Source organism: Streptococcus ilei (assembly GCF_000479335.1).
Taxonomy (GTDB): domain Bacteria; phylum Bacillota; class Bacilli; order Lactobacillales; family Streptococcaceae; genus Streptococcus; species Streptococcus ilei.
Map to the genome: position 1 here is coordinate 1,787,451 of NC_022584.1, position 20,299 is coordinate 1,807,749.

General features: G+C 40.7%; 15 protein-coding genes and 1 pseudogene. 13 read left to right on the plus strand and 3 right to left on the minus strand.

Annotated features, from left to right (window positions below):
- The first annotated feature begins 155 nt into the window (after window positions 1-155).
- Both leuS and N596_RS08505 read left to right on the plus strand, forming a co-directional pair.
- Window positions 156-2,657: a leucine--tRNA ligase gene (leuS, locus tag N596_RS08500; RefSeq protein ID WP_023027623.1), complete on the plus strand. Its 2,502-nt coding sequence runs from the start codon at window positions 156-158 to the stop codon at window positions 2,655-2,657.
- 124 nt (window positions 2,658-2,781) lie between these two features.
- Window positions 2,782-3,495, plus strand: coding sequence for a MerR family transcriptional regulator (locus tag N596_RS08505; RefSeq protein WP_023027624.1), 714 nt, complete (start codon window positions 2,782-2,784; stop codon window positions 3,493-3,495).
- A 323-nt stretch (window positions 3,496-3,818) separates the two neighbouring features.
- On the opposite strand, the gene N596_RS08510 is transcribed toward N596_RS08505, so the two are convergent.
- Together N596_RS08510 and N596_RS08520 are read right to left on the minus strand one after the other, a co-directional pair.
- Window positions 3,819-3,977 carry a class IIb bacteriocin, lactobin A/cerein 7B family gene (locus tag N596_RS08510; RefSeq protein WP_023027625.1) on the minus strand — a complete coding sequence of 53 codons (159 nt, stop codon included), beginning with the start codon at window positions 3,975-3,977 and terminating at the stop codon, window positions 3,819-3,821.
- Between the two features lie 214 nt (window positions 3,978-4,191).
- Window positions 4,192-4,380: a class IIb bacteriocin, lactobin A/cerein 7B family gene (locus tag N596_RS08520; protein ID WP_023027627.1), complete on the minus strand. Its 189-nt coding sequence runs from the start codon at window positions 4,378-4,380 to the stop codon at window positions 4,192-4,194.
- Window positions 4,381-4,547: 167 nt separating this feature from the next.
- Between N596_RS08520 and N596_RS08525 the strand changes: the two genes are divergently transcribed.
- From N596_RS08525 to N596_RS08575, 11 genes and pseudogenes are all read left to right on the plus strand, one after another.
- The gene (locus N596_RS08525) at window positions 4,548-5,240 is read left to right on the plus strand and encodes a gamma-glutamyl-gamma-aminobutyrate hydrolase family protein (protein ID WP_023027629.1); all 693 of its coding nucleotides are present in this window, start codon (window positions 4,548-4,550) and stop codon (window positions 5,238-5,240) included.
- A 146-nt stretch (window positions 5,241-5,386) separates the two neighbouring features.
- On the plus strand, window positions 5,387-6,772 hold the full coding sequence (locus tag N596_RS08530) for a glycoside hydrolase family 1 protein (RefSeq protein WP_042361449.1): 1,386 nt from the start codon (window positions 5,387-5,389) through the stop codon (window positions 6,770-6,772).
- 217 nt (window positions 6,773-6,989) lie between these two features.
- Window positions 6,990-7,916: a helix-turn-helix domain-containing protein gene (locus N596_RS08535; protein WP_023027631.1), complete on the plus strand. Its 927-nt coding sequence runs from the start codon at window positions 6,990-6,992 to the stop codon at window positions 7,914-7,916.
- A 464-nt stretch (window positions 7,917-8,380) separates the two neighbouring features.
- Window positions 8,381-9,310, plus strand: a complete 930-nt coding sequence (locus tag N596_RS08540; RefSeq protein WP_023027632.1) for an ABC transporter ATP-binding protein — start codon at window positions 8,381-8,383, stop codon at window positions 9,308-9,310.
- Window positions 9,303-10,181: an ABC transporter permease gene (locus N596_RS08545; RefSeq protein ID WP_023027633.1), complete on the plus strand. Its 879-nt coding sequence runs from the start codon at window positions 9,303-9,305 to the stop codon at window positions 10,179-10,181. The genes N596_RS08540 and N596_RS08545 overlap by 8 nt, the downstream gene beginning before the upstream one ends.
- Window positions 10,182-10,444: 263 nt before the next feature.
- Window positions 10,445-12,256: a glutamine--fructose-6-phosphate transaminase (isomerizing) gene (glmS, locus tag N596_RS08550; RefSeq protein WP_023027634.1), complete on the plus strand. Its 1,812-nt coding sequence runs from the start codon at window positions 10,445-10,447 to the stop codon at window positions 12,254-12,256.
- Window positions 12,257-12,501: 245 nt separating this feature from the next.
- Window positions 12,502-14,277, plus strand: coding sequence for a PTS mannitol transporter subunit IIBC (locus N596_RS08555; RefSeq protein ID WP_023027635.1), 1,776 nt, complete (start codon window positions 12,502-12,504; stop codon window positions 14,275-14,277).
- A 17-nt stretch (window positions 14,278-14,294) separates the two neighbouring features.
- Window positions 14,295-16,250, plus strand: a complete 1,956-nt coding sequence (locus N596_RS08560) for a BglG family transcription antiterminator (RefSeq protein ID WP_042361355.1) — start codon at window positions 14,295-14,297, stop codon at window positions 16,248-16,250.
- A 1-nt stretch (window position 16,251) separates the two neighbouring features.
- Window positions 16,252-16,689, plus strand: a complete 438-nt coding sequence (locus N596_RS08565) for a PTS mannitol transporter subunit IIA (protein WP_023022143.1) — start codon at window positions 16,252-16,254, stop codon at window positions 16,687-16,689.
- Window positions 16,690-16,750: 61 nt separating this feature from the next.
- On the plus strand, window positions 16,751-17,887 hold the full coding sequence (locus N596_RS08570; RefSeq protein ID WP_023022144.1) for a mannitol-1-phosphate 5-dehydrogenase: 1,137 nt from the start codon (window positions 16,751-16,753) through the stop codon (window positions 17,885-17,887).
- 87 nt (window positions 17,888-17,974) lie between these two features.
- Window positions 17,975-19,023, plus strand: a pseudogene (locus tag N596_RS08575) (isomerizing glutamine--fructose-6-phosphate transaminase); the annotation flags it as partial.
- A gap of 264 nt (window positions 19,024-19,287) precedes the next feature.
- Here N596_RS08575 and N596_RS08580 read toward each other — a convergent pair.
- On the minus strand, window positions 19,288-20,109 hold the full coding sequence (locus tag N596_RS08580; RefSeq protein WP_023027636.1) for a Cof-type HAD-IIB family hydrolase: 822 nt from the start codon (window positions 20,107-20,109) through the stop codon (window positions 19,288-19,290).
- Window positions 20,110-20,299 lie beyond the last annotated feature (190 nt).

The following is a 20,299-nucleotide window of genomic DNA, read 5'->3' on the forward strand; positions in this document are numbered from 1 at the left end:
CTAGTAGAGTCTACTCAACCACTGCGTCTTGCTAGACAATCCAAAGACAATTGAGAGGCCAGGACTTTTGTCCCAGCCTCTTTTTGGTGGATAGAACCTTTAAAAATCCCCTAAAAATGGTATAATAGGAGCATCACGAAAATTGGAGAGACAGCATGAGTTTTTACAATCATAAAGAAATCGAGCCTAAGTGGCAGAAACACTGGGCTGACCATCACACCTTTAAGACAGGAACAGATGCCTCAAAACCGAAGTTTTATGCGCTTGACATGTTTCCTTACCCATCTGGAGCGGGTCTTCACGTAGGACACCCAGAAGGCTACACAGCGACAGATATCCTTAGCCGTTTCAAACGTGCCCAAGGTTACAATGTCCTTCACCCAATGGGGTGGGATGCTTTTGGTTTGCCTGCAGAGCAATATGCCATGGATACTGGGAATGACCCAGCGGAATTCACAGCAGAAAACATTGCCAACTTCAAACGCCAAATCAATGCCCTTGGTTTCTCTTACGACTGGGATCGTGAAGTCAATACGACAGATCCTAACTACTATAAGTGGACGCAGTGGATTTTCACCAAGCTTTACGAAAAAGGCTTAGCCTATGAAGCCGAAGTACCCGTAAACTGGGTGGAGGAACTCGGAACAGCTATCGCCAACGAAGAAGTTCTTCCAGATGGAACATCTGAGCGTGGTGGCTATCCAGTTGTCCGCAAACCAATGCGCCAATGGATGCTTAAAATCACGGCCTATGCAGAGCGCTTGCTCAACGATTTGGATGACCTAGATTGGCCAGAGTCTATCAAGGACATGCAACGTAACTGGATTGGGAAATCAACTGGTGCCAATGTCACCTTTAAAGTCAAAGGAACAGACAAGGAATTCACCGTCTTTACCACTCGTCCTGATACCCTTTTTGGTGCGACCTTCACTGTCTTAGCTCCTGAGCATGACTTGGTTGACGCTATTACAAGCCCAGAGCAGTCTCAAGCTGTGGCTGACTACAAACACCAAGCTAGCCTTAAATCAGACTTAGCTCGTACTGACCTTGCTAAGGAAAAAACAGGGGTTTGGACTGGTGCTTATGCTATCAACCCTGTAAACGGCAAAGAAATTCCAATCTGGATTGCCGACTATGTTCTTTCTAGCTATGGAACAGGTGCCGTTATGGCCGTACCTGCCCACGACCAGCGTGACTGGGAATTTGCTAACCAGTTTGGTCTTCCAATCGTAGAAGTGCTGGAAGGTGGAAATGTAGCAGAAGCTGCCTATACTGAAGATGGACTTCACGTTAATTCAGACTTCCTTGATGGACTGAACAAAGAAGATGCTATTGCCAAGATTGTGGCTTGGTTGGAAGAAAAAGGCTGTGGTCAAGAAAAGGTGACCTACCGTCTCCGTGACTGGCTCTTTAGCCGTCAACGTTACTGGGGTGAACCAATCCCAATCATTCATTGGGAAGATGGGACTTCAACAGCCGTTCCAGAAAGTGATTTGCCACTTGTCTTGCCAGTTACTAAGGACATCCGCCCTTCAGGTACTGGTGAAAGCCCATTGGCTAACTTGACCGACTGGCTGGAAGTGACTCGTGAAGATGGCGTCAAAGGTCGTCGTGAGACCAACACCATGCCACAATGGGCTGGTTCAAGCTGGTACTACCTCCGCTATATCGACCCACACAACACAGAAAAATTGGCTGATGAGGACCTCCTCAAACAATGGTTGCCAGTCGATATCTACGTGGGTGGTGCAGAGCATGCCGTGCTTCACTTGCTTTACGCTCGTTTCTGGCATAAATTCCTTTATGATATCGGTGTTGTACCAACTAAAGAACCATTCCAAAAACTCTTTAACCAAGGAATGATCTTGGGAACTAGCTACCGTGACCATCGTGGGGCTCTTGTGGCGACTGATAAGGTTGAAAAACGTGACGGTTCCTTCTTCCATGTGGAAACAGGGGAAGAGTTGGAGCAAGCACCAGCCAAGATGTCGAAATCCCTCAAGAACGTGGTGAACCCAGACGATGTGGTGGAACAATACGGTGCTGATACCCTTCGTGTCTATGAAATGTTCATGGGACCACTCGATGCTTCGATCGCTTGGTCTGAAGAAGGTCTGGAAGGAAGCCGTAAGTTCCTCGATCGTGTGTACCGTTTGATCACAACGAAAGAAATCGTTTCGGAAAACAATGGTGCTCTTGATAAGGTCTATAACGAGACCGTTAAGGCTGTTACAGAGCAAATCGAGTCGATGAAATTCAATACAGCCATTGCCCAACTCATGGTCTTTGTCAACGCGGCTAACAAGGAAGACAAGCTCTATGTGGATTATGCCAAAGGCTTTATCCAGTTGATCGCCCCATTTGCGCCTCATTTGGCAGAGGAACTCTGGCAAACTGTTGCAGCAACAGGTGAGTCCATCTCTTACGTGGCTTGGCCAACATGGGACGAAAGCAAATTGGTTGAAGACGAAATCGAAATCGTCGTTCAAATCAAAGGTAAAGTCCGTGCCAAACTCATGGTCGCCAAAGATCTGTCACGCGAAGAATTGCAAGAAGTGGCTCTGGCTGACGAAAAAGTTAAGGCCGAGATCGATGGCAAGGACATCGTGAAAGTGATTAGTGTACCTAACAAGCTTGTAAATATCGTAACGAAATAAAGTTAAAAAGTTCTTCAAGGTGTTCCCTTGAAGACTTTTTAGATATTTCTTGAAAAAAGTTGATTTTCTCCCTTGACTCTCACGTCACGTCATAGCTTATACTGTTTATCAGAGAGGAGTTCCAATGAAATCTGTAAAAGAAGTCAGCCAGTTGTCCGGGGTCAGTGTGCGCACCCTTCATTATTATGATGAGATTGATTTGCTGAAGCCGTCAATGGTTGCTGAAAACGGCTATCGTTATTATAATCGCGATGCGATCATCCGTTTGCAGGAAATTTTGCTCTACCGTGAGTTGGACTTCCCTCTAAAACAAATTAAGGAACTTGTAAGTCAGGATGGATATGATAAAGCTCAGGCATTGAAGGACCAGATTCAGCTCTTGGAGTTGAAAAAGTCCCGCCTAGATGCGATCATTTCCCATGCCAAAGCCTTACAAATGGAGGAAGAAGAAATGTCATTTGAAGCATTCGATCAAAAAGCCTTGGAGGACTTCCAGCAGGAAGCCCACTCTAGATGGGGGCAGACAGAGGCTTACCAGGCTTTTGAGGCCAAGGGCGAAACTGCTTTTCCAGCAGTTACAAAGGAAATGATGGAAATTATGCAAGCTTTTGGAGCGTTGCGGCATGGAGAGGCGAGTACGCAAGAAGCTCAGGATCAAGTCAAGGTCTTGCAGGATTATATTAGTGAGCACTTTTATCCGTGCGACCAAACAATTCTTGCGGGATTAGGGCAGATGTACACAGAAGATAATCGCTTTACAACGTTTATCGATCAGGCAGGTGGACCCGGTACGGCAGAGTTTGTTGCAAAAGCCATTTCAGTCTATTGCCAATCATAAAAAGAGGAGTCGTCAATGACTGTTTAGTCAGAGATGTGAAGCAAGAGCAACTGAGCTTAGCTTCTTATGTAGGAGCTAAGCCTTTCTAAATCTATGATCGACATGAAAATAAAAGAAATCATATGTGATCAATAAAAAAGAGGCTGGGACAAAAGTCCTAGCCTCTCAATTGTCTTTGGATTGTCGAGCAAGACGCAGTGGTTGAGTGGCCTCTACTACGCTGATTTCATCAGCTTTTACAGCCCTACTCAACTGTGCGGAGGTGGGACGACGAAATCGAATTCTAACGAATTACCGATTTCTGTCCCACTCTCTTTTCTATATTAATGACGTCGGGCCAAGTCAGCCCCAAATTTATAACCGGCATTAAAGACGGAAACGAAAAAGTTTGCAACTCCTGAAATAGCAACGATTTCAGCTAGGCCAATACCGCCCCGGGTGTTTTCCAATTCTTCAGTTGTTAAAAGTTGTAAGTTATTCATTGTTTTTCTCCTTTCTAATTTCTCTATATGCTATGCTTAGGATCCAAATAACAAGAATCCAAGAAAGTAAGTCACTTACTCCGTAAGTTTCAAAAGGGAGTGTGAGATAATGAAGGTCGTGTAGGATTTGTAGAACTGCTAAAAAGATCCTAGACAAAAGTAAAGTAGATATCGTGATGATATGGAATATGCGTCTTTTTTTCATCGTTCTTACCTATGGACGGTTAGCCAGATATCCTAGGTCTGCTCCTGCAGCAAAAACGAGTCCTACACTACCGACAGCAACTGTAGCAATTTTCCATGTAGCTACCCCTGCAATTACAGCTGGGATAAATCCACCTTGAATAGAGGCTAGTTCATGATCTGATAGGATGTCATCAGAATGAATAGTAATTGTGTTCATCTATCTTCTCCTTTCTTTAAAGAAAATTGTTTCTTCACCTGTACTATTCGTAAAAATTCTAGAAAACTTCTCCTTATTTGAAAAATCATGAAAAAAGTTGAAAGTCACCTTCGGAGTGTGATAAAATAAGGAACTATATTAGCTATGAAGAGATTGGAGAACGAGCGATGAAGAAACCAGTGATTGGGATTACAGGCAACCAACGCCCTTTCCGTGAAGAAGAGGGAATGTACCTCAGTTATACACCGACAGGCTTTGTCCAGGGGGTTCAAGAAGCAGGGGGAATCCCTCTGATCCTTCCGATTGGAGACCCTGCATCGGCTGGGCACTATATTTCCTTGATTGATAAGTTGATTCTCACAGGTGGTCAGCATGTCTCTCCTCAGTTTTATGGAGCAGAGAAGGAGATTGTCAGTGACGATTACTTGCTTGAGCGCGACCTTTTTGAATTGGCCTTGATCAAGGAAGCGCTAGCTGCTAAGAAGCCCATCTTTACGGTTTGTCGAGGTATGCAACTTTACAATGTCGCCATGGGTGGGACGCTTTACCAAGATATCGACAACCACTGGCAGGAAAATCCTGCCAGCGAAGCCAGTCATTCAATCGAAACCGTTGAGGGGAGCGTTTTGCGAGACTTGTTCGGAGAAGTTGGTCAGATCAATTCCTACCACCATCAAGGGATTAAGGATTTAGCCCCTCACCTAGAAGTGATTGCTCTTAGTCCGGATGATCAGATTATCGAAGCGGTTCAATCATCCCACGGGACAGCCTTTCTAGGGGTTCAGTGGCATCCAGAACTGCGTTACCAGATAAGCAAGGGAGACAAGGCTCTCTTTGATTATGTCGTCAATCAATTATAATGGAAACAAAACACGTTAGAAATCGGGTCTTCTGATAGCTAGCGTGTTTTTTCTATAATCTGCGTAAAAATGACTGAAAATAGTCTCTAGGAAGAGCGCTGAAAGGGAGTATAATAGAGAGAAAGACAATGAGAGAGGATAAACACATGATTAAGTTTCCAAAAGATTTTTTATGGGGAACATCGACATCTGGTCCACAGACAGAAGGGCGTTTTGCCGGAGATGGCAAGGGGGACAACCTATGGGACTACTGGTATCAAGTAGAGCCTCATCGCTTTCGTTTCCAAGAAGGACCCGGTTTAACTTCGACCTTTTATGAAAATTGGGAAGAAGACATTGAGCTTCTAGTCGAGACTGGGCATACCGCTTTTCGGACTTCTATCCAATGGTCTCGGATTTTCCCCGAGGGTCGTGGAGAAGTCAATCCAGTAGGAGTGGCCTTTTACCGCCAAGTATTTGAACTTATCAAATCCAAAGGCATTCATTTGATGGTCAATCTTTATCACTTTGACCTTCCTTTTGCCTTGCAAGAACAAGGAGATGGTTGGGAGAACAAGGAGACGGTCTATGCCTATCGCGACTACGCTCGCTTCTGCTTTGAAACCTATGGGGACTTGGTCGATCAGTGGATTACCTTTAATGAGCCTATTGTTCCTGTAGAGTTTGGTTATTTTTATGATGCCCATTACCCACATAAGGTTGACGCCGCTGCAGCAGTCAAAGTAGCCTACCATACCCAGTTGGCAAGCAGCCTTGTTGTCAAGGCCTGCCACGAGGTGGATCCAAACTATCGAATCGGAGTAGTGTTGAACTTGACGCCAGCCTATCCGCGGAGCCAACATCCAGCAGATGTCAAGGCAGCACGAATCGCTGAGCTCTTCCAAGCCAAGTCTTTTCTTGATCCGTCTGTGCTTGGGACTTACCCATCAGAGTTGGTAGAGATTCTGCGAGAGCGCGATCTCTTGCCAGAAGTAGATCCAAGTGACTTAGGGCTGATAAAAGAACATACAGTTGACTTCTTAGGGGTCAACTATTACCAACCAATGCGGGTCTCTGCGCCTCGTTATGCGCCAAACCCAGAGTCCCCGATGCTGGTTGAGCAATTCTACGAACCCTATGTCATGCCAGGCAGAAAGATCAACCCACACAGAGGCTGGGAAATCTATGAGCAAGGCTTATATGACATCGCGCAAAATATCAAAGGAAATTATGGCAACATCGAGTGGCTTCTAACAGAGAATGGAATGGGAGTTGAAGGGGAAGAAAAATTCCGTCAAAATGGGGAAATCCAAGATGACTACCGGATTGACTTCGTCAAAGATCACCTGCGTGAGTTGCATCGGGCTGTTCAAGAAGGCGCCAACTGTAAGGGCTACCTCATGTGGACCTTTATCGACTGCTGGTCTTGGCTCAATGGTTATAAGAACCGCTACGGCCTTGTCGAATTAGACCTAGCCACTCAAGAAAGACGCCTGAAAAAATCGGGCCATTGGTTCCGTGAGTTGAGCCAGCAGAATGGATTTGAAGAGTAAGTTTTTGAGGATGGTTGAGGATTCTATTGTCCAAGTATGATAGGACTCGTTCGTTTCAGTAGTTGGCAGTTTTATTTTCGGAAGTGTGGAACTTCATCAGATGCAGATGTTTCTGATGGAGTTCTTCATTTCCGATTTTTCATTTAGTGCTGGAAAATGTTAAAAAACGTTCAACTTTAATATGTGTTATAATAAAACCAGAAGAAAAGGAGCTTGTATGATGGATTTTAAAATAGAATTAGGAAAAAAAGTACAAACTCTACGTGAAAGTAAGGGATTAAGTAGACAAGCACTCTGTGGCATTGAGGATGTATTAACGACACGCCAACTCCAGAGAATTGAAAAGGGTCAGTCTTTACCAACGATTGCAACAGCAAAGTATATTGCTGAACAACTAGGTGTTTCCCTAGACAAGCTAACGAATCAAACGAGTTTAGAATTGCCAGCAGAATATCTGAACCTGAAGTATCAATTACGGACTTTATACCATTATGGAGATCAAGATCGTCTTCATCGGCATGAAGAAATTATTGAGGACATTTATGAAAATTATTTTGATAACTTGCCAGAGGAAGAAAAACTGTCTGTCCAGGTCGCCCAAGCTACGGTTGATATGATTGGATCCAAAAATCCTTCTTTTGATCAAGGTTTATTAGATGAGTATCTAGAGCAAGCCATGAAGAAAAAAGAGTTAAGTCTCAACGATGTGGAGATTATCAAATTGCGCTTGCTTTCTTTGGCTTTGGGAGCCTTTGATCAAGATGAATTTATACACTTAGTAGAGAAAATCTTACTTGCGATAGATTATTTCCCCTTATCAGAATTGGAAATGCTACAAAACACTCTTATCTCAGCTGCAGGTGTGTTAGCCCATTATGGGATATACGACAGATTGCCAGACATTGTTAAAGCCTTAAATGATATTATGACAAAGAGACATGATTTTCAGGATAATATTTTTGTTTATGCATTAAATTGGAAAGTTGCTTTATTTATAGAAGATGACCTAGAAAAAGCAAAAGATGATTATCAAAAAGTATGCTTAATGGCTGACTTATTATCTGAGGATCTAGTGAAGAGAAACATGCAAGAAGAATGGAAAGAGGACCTTGCAAAAAAAGGTCTAAACTACACTGAGGTATAGAGGAGCATTTTTCCTTTCGTCTGTTGTTCTTGAAAAATATAAAATAAACATTGAACACCTGTGAAGATTCACAGGTGTTTCAGATTGAAGATAAAGTCTTCTGAAAAACTTTCCTTAGGTGAGTACGGACGTCAGCGAACTTTTTCAAAGTTCCATGACTAATTATTGAGCCTAAGGTCTCAATAATTCCGAATGCCTGAAACAATTACGTTTCAGGCATTTTTCTCACAGCGGAAAGTTTTTGATCTTCTTAAATAACTAAAAAATAAAAGTCATTTTTTGATAATCATCTAGCTGTTTTATGTAAAACAATAGTTTGTCTCCATTCTCGAACATCTGTGAAGTTTCACAGGTTTTTTGGTGAAAATGATGGCTATACTGGACATGAATGTCCTCACGTTAGAGGATAGAAATTGGATATACTGAGAGTACAAGGAAAGAAAAAAGGATATTGGTGTCAGAAAATGGAAATTAGATTACACAATGTAAAGAAAAGCTATGGTTCCTTTGAGGCTTTGAAAGGAATTGATTTAGTTCTTGAGGAGGGGAAATTTTATGGACTTCTTGGACCAAATGGAGCTGGAAAAACAACGCTTTTTAATTTGTTGATTCAGAATTTCAAGCCAAGTTCAGGAGAGATTTTTTGGGAGGTAGATGGAAAATCATTGTCAACGAAAGATTTTTATCGACATATCGGTATTGTATTTCAAAGTAATCGTCTAGATGATCATTTAACGGTAGAGGAAAACTTGATTTCTCGAGGAGCCTTGTATGGATTATCAAAATCACAAGTACAAAAGCGTATTACAGATTTGCAATCCTATTTGGATGTTGCCACTCTTAAAAAGAAAAAATATGGCAGTTTATCAGGGGGCCAAAAACGTAAAGTAGATATTGCCCGAGCTTTATTGCCACAACCGTCTTTGCTGTTGCTAGATGAGCCAACAACTGGTTTAGATCCACAGTCTCGTCATGATTTATGGGAAGCAATCAATCAGTTGAACAAAAAAGATAATATGACTGTCGTTCTTATCACTCATTATTTGGAAGAGATGGCTGCTTGTGATATCTTAAATGTTTTAATCGAAGGTAATTTGTATTATTCAGGAGATATTGCCAATTTCATTGAAAAGCATTCAACCACTAACTTGAATGTCACTTTAAAACCTGGTCAATCAGTAAAATCGTTATCTGTATCTAAATTTGTAAATAAGTGTCAAGTTCTTTCTGAGGCAGAAGTCGTATTTAAGGATGTCTCGGTTGAAGAGATGATGGAGATTATTTCAGAAAATCAAGGAAAATCAATTATTGAAACATTTAATGTGGAGTACTCCAATTTGGAAGCAGCTTATTTGAACTTACTAAAATCTAAAGGAGGAGAGGGGAATGCTTGAATTAATTTCTAGAAATCGGAAAGTCTATACACGAGATCGATTAGCTTTCTTGATGTCCTTCTTATCGGTCATCATCTTAATCTTGGTTTATCAAGTCTTTCTAGGACAAATTCAGATTGATGCCATCAAGGAGGCTTTGAATAGTGATACCGCCTCTACGGATACCATTCAGATGGTCAATTATTGGTTAATCTCAGGTTTAACAACTATTATTTCAATGACAAGTACTCTTGGTGCATTTGGCGTAATGGTTTCAGATAGAGAAAAGAAGTTGAGTGAGGACTTTAAAGTCAGTCCAGTATCTAACTTTAAGGTTGAATTAGCCTATGCAGTTTTTGCAATTCTATTTGGGATTATTATGACCATGTTCTCTTGTGTTTTTGCAATTGGTATTTTTAATGGTTTTAGTTCTCTTCTTGATTATTCAATGACTGATTACTTATCAATTTTGGGGGTTACCTCATTAGGAACGATCTTATCTGCGGCTATTATTCTTCCAATTCTAGCTTTTATTCGAACCAGTTCAGCTTTTACAACTTTGAGTACAATAGTTGGAACCTTTATCGGCTTCATTTCTGGTGTTTATCTTTCAATTGGATCCGTAGGAGAAACCTTGCAACAGGTCATGACCTGGTTCCCTCTAACACAGGTGAATGCACTCTTAAAACAAGTTTTGATGAAAGATTCAATTGCTCAAGTATTTAATGACGCCCCATCTTCGGTCATTACGAACTACAAAGAGTCTTATGGAGTCATCTTGCAGAATCCTAGTGGTGAACATCTATCGAATCAGTTCATGTTTGCCTATATTTCTATTATTATAGTTGTTTTGCTGGGAGTTCATTTTATAATTAAAAAGGTAAAAAAATGAAGTGAAGCTCATGAAATTATTGGATAGGCATCTAGATCAGTTGAAATCAATTACTATCTTAAATGAAGCCAATCATCCTACCCTATCAATCAACGTGTTGATAGGTTTTTCTTAACTCTTTCTTAACTAGACCAATTTCTAGTATTTTTTAGGTTGACAAACAGGAAAAAGCATTGTATACTGACTCCACTGATGATTTTTCTATCAAATCAGACTATACCAATTTTAAGGAGAAAGCACAGCTGGTCTGTGTCGTATATACTATGTGTGGAATTGTTGGTGTTGTTGGAAATACAAATGCAACGGATATTTTGATTCAAGGGCTTGAAAAGCTCGAATACCGTGGTTATGATTCTGCGGGGATTTTTGTCCTAGGTGGTGCTGAAAACCATCTGGTCAAGGCTGTAGGTCGTATTGCAGAATTGTCTGCCAAGACAGCTGGTGTTGAGGGAACAACTGGTATTGGACATACTCGTTGGGCTACTCATGGGAAACCAACGGAAGACAATGCTCACCCACATCGCTCTGAGACAGAACGTTTTGTCTTGGTTCACAATGGGGTGATTGAGAACTATCTTGAAATCAAGGAAGAATACCTTGCAGGGCACCACTTTAAGGGGCAAACAGATACTGAAATCGCTGTTCACTTGATTGGAAAATTTGCGGAAGAAGATGGCTTGTCAGTTCTTGAAGCCTTCAAAAAAGCCCTTCACATCATCCGTGGTTCATATGCCTTTGCCTTGGTTGATTCGCAAGATCCTGAAGTCATCTACGTGGCTAAAAACAAATCACCACTCTTGATTGGTCTTGGAGATGGTTACAACATGGTCTGCTCAGATGCCATGGCTATGATTCGTGAAACCAACCAATACATGGAAATCCATGACCAAGAGTTGGTCATCGTAAAGGCTGATAGTGTTGAAGTGCAAGACTATGATGGAAATCGTCGTGAACGTGCTAGCTACACTGCTGAGCTAGACTTGTCAGATATCGGTAAGGGAACTTACCCTTACTACATGCTCAAGGAAATTGATGAGCAACCAACAGTGATGCGTAAGCTAATCAACACATACTCTGATGAGAATCAACAGATGGTTGTGGATCCTGAGATTGTTAAAGCGGTTCAAGAGGCAGATCGAATTTATATCATTGCAGCTGGAACTTCTTATAATGCAGGTTATGCTTCTAAAACGATGCTAGAAGAATTAACTGATACGCCTGTGGAATTGGGTATTGCATCTGAATGGGGTTATGCTATGCCGCTACTGAGCAAAAAACCAATGTTTATTTTGCTTAGTCAGTCAGGTGAAACTGCTGATAGTCGTCAAGTTTTAGTAAAAGCTAATGAAATGGGAATTCCAAGTTTAACTGTAACTAATGTTTCAGGCTCTACACTATCTCGTGAAGCAACTTATACTATGTTATTGCATGCTGGTCCAGAAATTGCTGTAGCTTCAACTAAGGCTTATACAGGACAAGTGGCGACATTAGCATTTCTTGCTAAGGCAGTTGGTGAAGCTAATGGTAATGAAAAAGCTAAAAAGTTTGATTTGGTGCGTGAACTTTCAATTGTAGCTCAGTCTATTGAGTCTACACTTTCAGAGAAAGAATTGATTGAAGAAAAGGTTAGAGGACTCTTAGAAACAACTCGTAATGCTTTCTACATTGGACGTGGTCAGGACTACTATGTAGTTATGGAGGCTAGCCTAAAACTTAAGGAAATTTCTTATATTCAGTGTGAAGGTTTTGCAGCTGGGGAACTTAAACATGGAACTATATCTTTAATTGAGGATGGTACACCTGTAATTGCCTTAATTTCTGACAATCCAACCGTCGCTTCTCATACTCGTGGTAATATTTCTGAAGTAGTAGCTCGTGGAGCTAATGCTCTAACTATTGTGGAAGAAGGAATAGAAAAAGAAGGTGATGACATTATTATTAATAAAGTTCATCCATATCTATCTAGTATTTCTATGGTTATTCCTACTCAACTGATTGCTTACTATGCTTCACTTCACCGTGGACTGGATGTAGATAAACCACGTAATTTGGCTAAGGCTGTTACAGTTGAATAATAAATAGATGAACAATAGGCGTAGGACTGGGAGGGTTATCTCTTAGATTTTACAGCCTATTTTTTGTAACTCATAATTTGAATTTTTGATGCGGTTTTCGGTACATTTTGTTTTGTAATATGGTATAAAAAAAGAATTTTGTGACAAAAGTTGATTTTTTTGGCACAAAATCTGTGACAAAGCTTTAGTTTTAAGCGTTTTCATTTTTGTATATACTAGATTTAAAGAAAAGGAGGAAAATCCTAATGGAAGAAAAAGTATCTTTGAAAGTTAGAGTTCAAAAACTGGGAACATCACTTTCAAACATGGTTATGCCCAATATTGGGGCTTTTATTGCTTGGGGAGTGTTAACTGCCCTCTTCATTCCTGATGGCTATCTACCAAATGAACAATTGGCTACCATTGTTAGTCCTATGTTGACTTATCTACTGCCGACTCTAATTGGTTATACAGGTGGTTATGTAATTCATGGACAACGTGGGGCCGTCGTAGGGGCTATTGCTACTGTTGGTGCAATTACAGGTTCTAGTGTTCCAATGTTTATCGGAGCTATGGTAATGGGACCACTGGGAGGATGGACTATCAAGAAATTTGATGAGAGGTTCCAGGAAAAAATTCGTCCCGGATTTGAAATGTTAGTTAATAACTTCTCAGCTGGTCTAGTTGGTTTTGCATTATTGCTTTTGGCTTTCTACGCAATCGGTCCAGTCGTATCGACTCTTACTGGAGCTGTTGGAAATGGTGTTGAGGCTATTGTCAATGCTAAACTCCTACCTTTGGCAAACATTATCATCGAACCAGCAAAGGTACTTTTCCTTAATAATGCTCTTAATCATGGAATCTTTACACCTCTGGGAGCTGAGCAAGTATCTCAAGCTGGTAAATCTGTTCTCTTTCTCTTAGAGGCTAATCCTGGACCAGGTCTAGGTATCCTTTTGGCTTACGCCTTGTTTGGTAAAGGTTCTGCGAAATCTTCTTCTTGGGGAGCAATGGTTATCCATTTCTTCGGTGGTATCCATGAAATATACTTCCCTTATGTTATGATGAAGCCAGCTCTTTTCCTAGCTGCGATTGCTGGAGGTGTGTCAGGTACCTTTACATTCCAATTTTTAGATGCTGGTCTTAAATCTCCAGCTTCTCCAGGATCTATCATTGCGATTATGGCTATGGCTCCAAAAGGTGTGTGGCCTCATCTTAATGTCCTGCTTGGGGTATTAGTGGGAGCAATTGTCTCCTTCCTTGTAGCAGCTCTTATCCTACGTGCAGATAAGTCGACTGATGATTCGTTAGAAGCTGCTCAAGCTGCTACTCAAGCCGCTAAGGCTAAATCTAAGGGGCAAGTAGTTCCAGTTGCTGTAGATACAAACATTTCAAGAGATTCAGTAGAGAAAATTATTTTTGCCTGTGACGCTGGCATGGGGAGTTCTGCGATGGGAGCAAGTATTCTTCGTGATAAGGTTAAAAAAGCAGGTCTGGAAATTCCAGTATCTAATCAGGCTATCTCAAATTTGGTTGATATACCAAAAACATTAATTGTTACTCAGGAAGAACTGACACCAAGAGCTAAAGGCAAGAGTCCAAGTGCTATTCATGTTTCTGTCGATAATTTCTTAGCGTCCCCTCGTTATGATGAAATTGTAGCTTCATTAACAGGAGCTGCTCCAATAGCAGAAATTGAAGGAGATATACCAACTTCAGTACCAGTAGATGGTCAGGAAATTGACCTTAACCATATTGATGCTGTAGTAGTTGCTTATGGTAAAGCACAAGGATCTGCAACTATGGGCTGTGAAACGATTCGGGCTATCTTTAGAAACAAGAATATTCGTATTCCAGTTTCTACCGCCAAAATTTCAGAATTAGGTGAATTTAATTCTAAAAACATAATGATTGTAACAACTATTGCTTTACAGGCAGAAGTGCAGCAAGCAGCACCGAATTCTCAATTTCTTATTGTGGATAGTTTAGTAACAACACCAGAATATGATAAAATGGTTGCTAGAATGTATAAATATAACTAGAGGTTTCTAAATTACGAATGCTATTAACCAAACGAGAAGAACAATTATTGAAGGCTTTCCTACATGTAGGGAAGCTTTCAATGCAAGACATGACTGAAATCTTACAGGTCTCATCTAGAACAATTTATCGGACTTTATCAGATTTGACAGATAGCATAGAGCAATATGGGATTGAAATAGCGAAGCGTGGGAAATACTATATTTTGACTGGCGAACTGGACGATCTACCAACAGAACTTGAAGTGTTAGTTGAGTATAGTCCCCAAGAAAGACAAGAGTTGATTACTTATCGCCTTCTGACTGAGAATGGTTTTGTCACCAATGAAGCCTTGCAAGAGTGCATGAAAGTCAGTAATGTAACTATTATTCAGGATATTTCAGATATTGATAAGCGTCTTTTAGACTTTGATCTGAAAATTGAACGGCAAAAGGGGTATCGCATTTCTGGTGATTCAGTTAGTAAGAGAAGATTTTTGGCTATTTTACTGACAAACTGTATCTCAGTAGCAGATTTTTCAACCGGTAATTTTGGAAGCTTTGATATTATAGAAGCAGATAGAACTAGGCTGGCCAGTCAGATTGTTAATAAGCAACTGTCAGGTTTTCCAGATATGGATGCTAGGATGAAGATGTTTTTTGCGATCTTGTTATCTCTTATAGGTCAGGAACAAAACATTGAAAATTTGCCTAATACTAGTAAGCAAGCTTTGGAAATTTCTCAAAAAATTTTTCAAGCTTACTCTAAGCAGACTGAGCAATTTTATAGTATTCAGGAAATTATCTATTTTGCTAGCATCTTGGATGAATTAATCATTAAACGTCAGGAAAATCCGCTCTTTACGGAGAAATTTGATGGTGAATTTTTCTACAATATTTCAAATCTGATTGATACGGTTTCTATGTACACCAAGATTGACTTTTTTAAGGACAAGGTTTTATTTAATTTTCTTTTCCATCATATTCGACTCAGTTTAGGCGTCCCAATCCTTTTTCAGGGTGAAAATTTGCCAGAATCTGTCCAGCTTTTAGTTGAAAGGAATAAATTTCTTTATACAGTCATCAGTCTTTTGGTGAATGATATTTTTCCGAAATATCTTCATACAGAGTATGAGTATGGCATGATTGCCCTGCATTTTATCTCTAGCTTAGGCCGTAGTCCAGAGATTTATCCAGTCCGTATTTTGCTTTTAACGGACGAACGTCGGGTCACTAGAGATTTATTAGTCAGTAAAATTAAGAGTGTTGCTCCTTTTGTAGAGTGGATAGATATTCAGTCTCTAGTAGATTACTACAGTATTGATCTCAGTCAGTATGATTATATTTTATCTACCAAGCCACTGGCTAATCAGGGAATCGATGTAATTTCTAGTTTTCCAACCGTCAAGGAATTGCTTGAATTGCAGGAACGGCTTCAGTATGTACAGGCACATCGTACAATTGTCGCGCGTGATGCTATCGGCCCTGAGAAAAGTTATGACTTGCAAGATTATTTGATATCTAGCAGTCAACTTTTGAGTCAATTTGAGTTGGTTCAACTGGAGAATAATCAATCATTTGAGCATACAGTAGAACAAATTATCCAATATCAGAAGAATGTAAGTGACAGAGATTACCTAACAAGAAAACTGCTATCTCACTTCCAGAATAGTCCTATGGCTATTCCTAATACTGGCCTGGTGCTTTTACATAGTCAGTCTAGCAAAGTAACAACAAATAGTTTTACTATGTTTGAACTCAAACTACCTATCTCTGCATTGTCAATGAAACGAGAGAAAGAAGAGGTCAAAAGGTGTCTGTTAATGCTAATGTCTAAGGAGGCTAGCGAGGAAGTGAGAGATTTAATGACAGCTATCAGTCAGTCGATTATTGAAAATCATCTTTATACAGAGATTTACAAGACGGGAAATCAATCCATTATTTATCAGATGCTAAATACTATTTTTAACGAAAAAATTAAGAAATTGGAGAACTAATATGAAACTTGAAAAACATTTGATTAAGCTTGATAAACAATTTTCTAACAAGGAGGAAGCTATCCGTTATTGTGGGCAAGTTCTTTATGAGGGTGGATATGTTAATGAAGACTATATGGAAGCCATGATTGAGCGTGATAAAGAGCTATCTGTTTACATGGGTAACTTTATCGCCATACCGCATGGAACAGATGCAGCGAAAAAGGATGTCCTCAAGTCTGGTATTACAGTCGTTCAAGTCCCAAGAGGGGTTGATTTTGGGAATGAATCTAACCCTCAAGTGGCAACGGTTCTTTTTGGTATTGCTGGTATTGGTAATGAACACTTAGAAATTATTCAGAAAATTTCTATCTTCTGTGCAGATGTAGATAATGTTCTTAAACTAGCAGATGCTCAGTCAGAAGAGCAAGTATTGCGCTTACTTGATGCTGTTGAATAATCGAATTTTTTCATTTATCATCTAGTATATATGTCACTCAAACAAGAAAAGGAGAAATTCAATGAAACATGCTGTTCATTTTGGTGCCGGCAATATCGGTCGAGGTTTTATAGGCGAAATTCTATTCAAAAATGGTTTTCATATTGACTTTGTGGATGTCAATAATCAGATAATTCATGCTCTAAATGAAAAGAGCAAGTATGAAATTGAAATTGCACAGGAAGGACAGCCCCGCATAGAGATAGCTAATGTGGCTGGCATTAATAGTAAGGAGCATCCTGAGCAAGTCATTGAAGCGATTCAAAAGGCGAATATCGTTACTACTGCAATCGGACCTAATATACTCCCTTTTATCGCTGAACTTCTAGCTAAAGGAATCGAAGCTCGTCGGGCTGTAGGAAATACGCAATCATTGGATGTTATGGCTTGTGAAAATATGATTGGTGGTTCTCAATTTCTCTATCAAGAAGTCAAGAAACACTTAAGTCCGGAAGGTTTGACATTTGCTGAGAACTACATAGGTTTTCCAAATGCTGCAGTAGACAGGATTGTTCCAGCACAAAGTCACGAAGATCCTCTTTTTGTTGTGGTTGAGCCCTTTAATGAATGGGTTGTTGAAACCAAGCGTCTTAAAAATCCAGATTTACGTCTAGAAGATGTGCATTATGAAGAAGATTTAGAACCTTTTATTGAGAGAAAACTTTTTTCAGTCAATTCTGGACATGCAACTTCAGCTTACATTGGTGCACATTATGGTGCCAAGACAATTTTGGAAGCTCTTCAGAATCCTGATATCAAGTCTCAGATTGAATCCGTTTTAGCTGAAATTCGGAGTCTCTTGATTGCCAAATGGAACTTTGATAAAAAAGAATTGGAGAATTACCACAAAGTCATTATAGAACGCTTTGAAAATCCTTTTATAGTGGATGAGGTTAGTCGAGTAGCTCGTACTCCAATCCGAAAATTAGGTTATAATGAACGGTTCATAAGGCCAATACGTGAATTGAAAGAACTCGGTTTGTCATATGAAAACCTACTTAAAACAGTTGGCTATGCCTTTGACTATCGCGATGTAAATGATGAAGAAAGTGTTCGATTAGGTGAATTGCTGGCTAAACAATCAGTCAAAGATGTCGTTATACAAGTTACAGGTTTAGACGACCAAGAATTGATTGATCAAATTGTAGAGTATATTTAATCTTTTTCGAAAATCTCTTCAAACCACGTCAGCTTCACCTTGCTGTAAGTATGGTTACTGACTTCGTCAGTTCTATCCACAACCTCAAAACACTGTTTTGAGCAACCAACGATGATGCGTAAGTTGATCCAAGCTTACACAGATGATGCTGGTCAAGTAGTAGTAGACCCAGCTATCATCAAGGCTGTTCAAGATGCAGACCGCATCTACATTCTTGCAGCTGGAACATCTTACCATGCAGGATTTGCTTCTAAGAAGATGTTGGAAGAATTGACAGATACGCCAGTTGAACTCGGTATTTCATCTGAGTGGGGCTATGGGATGCCACTTCTCAGCTAGAAACCACTCTTCATCTTTATCAGTCAATCTGGTGAAACAGCTGATAGCCGTCAAGTTTTGGTCAAGGCCAATGAAATAGGAATCCCAAGCTTGACAGTGACAAACGTGCCTGGTTCAACTCTGTCACGTGAAGCAACCATACCATGTTGCTTCATGCAGGTCCTGAAATTGCCGTAGCATCAACCAAGGCCTATACAGCACAAATCGCAGCCCTTGCCTTCCTTGCAAAAGCAGTTGGTGAAGCAAATGGCAACGAAAAAGCTAAAGCATTCGACTTGGTACATGAATTGTCTATCGTCGCTCAGTCTATCGAATCCTCTCTTTCAGAAAAAGAGCTGATTGAAAATAAAGTTCGTGACCTTCTTGAAACAACACGTAACGCCTTTTACATCGGACGTGGTCAAGATTACTATGTGGCCATGGAAGCCAGTCTCAAACTCAAAGAGATTTCTTACATCCAATGTGAAGGCTTTGCGGCAGGAGAACTCAAACACGGAACGATTGCCTTGATTGAAGAGGGAACACCTGTTTTGGCCCTCTTGTCAGACCCTGTCCTTGCTAACCACACTCGTGGAAATATCCAAGAAGTGGCAGCGCGTGGCGCTAAGGTCCTTACCATTGCAGAAGAGAATGTTGCCAAAGATACAGATGATATCGTCCTTACGACCGTACACTCTTACCTCTCACCAATTTCAATGGTCGTACCAACTCAACTAGTCGCTTACTTTGCAACCCTACACCGTGGACTCGATGTGGACAAACCACGGAACCTTGCTAAATCCGTAACAGTAGAATAAAAAAAGAAGCTAGGATCCAGTCCTAGCTTCTTATTTTATTAGAGACTGGGTTACAAACAGTGAGTTAGAAAAGAGAAGGAAGAGTTATAAAGAGGCTGGGACAAAAGTCCTAGCCTCTCAATTGTCTTTGGATTGTCGAGCAAGACGCAGTGGTTGAGTGGGCTCTACTAGGCTGATTTCATCAGCTTTTACAGCCCTACTCAACTGTGCGGAGGTGGGACGACGAAATCGAATTCTAACGAATGACCGATTTCTGTCCCACTCTCATTTGTTTGATGGGGATAAGACATACTCTTGGATAGCTTGTGCTACACCGTGTTCTTGGTTGCTGGTGGTGACAACTTGAGCTTCCTTCTGGACAGCTTCAGGAGCGTTTCCCATGGCAACTCCAAGTCCAGCCAGACGAATCATGGGGAGGTCGTTGAAGTGGTCTCCGATGGTCATGACCTGTTCTAAAGGGACCTGGTAATAAGCAGCCAGTTCAAGGACAGCATCTCTTTTTGAGACGGACTTGGCGGTGACTTCTAGGTAGTTTTCCTTTGAAAGGTAGAAAGCAGTCTGAGGAAATTCTTGTGGATCTAGCTTTTGATAGAGTTCTTGAATGTTCTGAGTATCGCCGATCAAGAGCAATTTATGTAGATGGAGAGCATCGTCAGAGAGGGTCTGAGAAAGGGGCTGTATCTGTGGCGTCTCACCAGTAATCGAAGCCTCAACTTGGGTCCACTGGTCCTCTCTGGAGTTAAACCAGACTGACCCACTATAACAATTAATCGAAATGCTGGAATCTAGTTCTTCCACACGATGGAGGAAGGTGCGGATCTCATCTTTGTTCAGGCTGTGTTCAAATAGAATCTCTTCTCCCTTGACGATGAGAGCTCCATTATAGCAAGCGATTGGTTCCTGGTGGACGCCCAATCTTCTTGCGATAGGAGCAATCCCGATAGGAGAACGAGCCGATGCCAAGATAAAAGGAATCTTTTTTTCTTGGAGCTTGGGGATGAGTTCGATGAGGTCGGGATCGACCTGATGCTGCTGGTCCAGAATGGTTCCGTCAATATCACTGACAATTAAACGAATGGAAGACATAGGCACCTCCTTTTTCTTTAGTATACCATATTTTAGGAGAATGAAAAGGAGGGGTATAGTTGATTCTTATAACGGGGTCAAGTAATTTTCAAAGTAGGTTCCTTTCTTCAAAAATAAAATAATAGATCAGAATGCGCGCAAGGCTTTATTTTCAAGGGCTTGCGCTTTTTTTGATACCTACCTCAATAAA

Excerpts from the sequence above, each read along its gene's own strand:
- leuS (WP_023027623.1), top strand. The coding sequence starts at position 156 with ATGAGTTTTTACAATCATAAAGAAATCGAGCCTAAGTGGCAGAAACAC.
- N596_RS08505 (WP_023027624.1), top strand. The coding sequence starts at position 2,782 with ATGAAATCTGTAAAAGAAGTCAGCCAGTTGTCCGGGGTCAGTGTGCGC.
- N596_RS08510 (WP_023027625.1), bottom strand. The coding sequence starts at position 3,977 with ATGAATAACTTACAACTTTTAACAACTGAAGAATTGGAAAACACCCGG.
- N596_RS08520 (WP_023027627.1), bottom strand. The coding sequence starts at position 4,380 with ATGAACACAATTACTATTCATTCTGATGACATCCTATCAGATCATGAA.
- N596_RS08525 (WP_023027629.1), top strand. The coding sequence starts at position 4,548 with ATGAAGAAACCAGTGATTGGGATTACAGGCAACCAACGCCCTTTCCGT.
- N596_RS08530 (WP_042361449.1), top strand. The coding sequence starts at position 5,387 with ATGATTAAGTTTCCAAAAGATTTTTTATGGGGAACATCGACATCTGGT.
- N596_RS08535 (WP_023027631.1), top strand. The coding sequence starts at position 6,990 with ATGATGGATTTTAAAATAGAATTAGGAAAAAAAGTACAAACTCTACGT.
- N596_RS08540 (WP_023027632.1), top strand. The coding sequence starts at position 8,381 with ATGGAAATTAGATTACACAATGTAAAGAAAAGCTATGGTTCCTTTGAG.
- N596_RS08545 (WP_023027633.1), top strand. The coding sequence starts at position 9,303 with ATGCTTGAATTAATTTCTAGAAATCGGAAAGTCTATACACGAGATCGA.
- glmS (WP_023027634.1), top strand. The coding sequence starts at position 10,445 with ATGTGTGGAATTGTTGGTGTTGTTGGAAATACAAATGCAACGGATATT.
- N596_RS08555 (WP_023027635.1), top strand. The coding sequence starts at position 12,502 with ATGGAAGAAAAAGTATCTTTGAAAGTTAGAGTTCAAAAACTGGGAACA.
- N596_RS08560 (WP_042361355.1), top strand. The coding sequence starts at position 14,295 with ATGCTATTAACCAAACGAGAAGAACAATTATTGAAGGCTTTCCTACAT.
- N596_RS08565 (WP_023022143.1), top strand. The coding sequence starts at position 16,252 with ATGAAACTTGAAAAACATTTGATTAAGCTTGATAAACAATTTTCTAAC.
- N596_RS08570 (WP_023022144.1), top strand. The coding sequence starts at position 16,751 with ATGAAACATGCTGTTCATTTTGGTGCCGGCAATATCGGTCGAGGTTTT.
- N596_RS08580 (WP_023027636.1), bottom strand. The coding sequence starts at position 20,109 with ATGTCTTCCATTCGTTTAATTGTCAGTGATATTGACGGAACCATTCTG.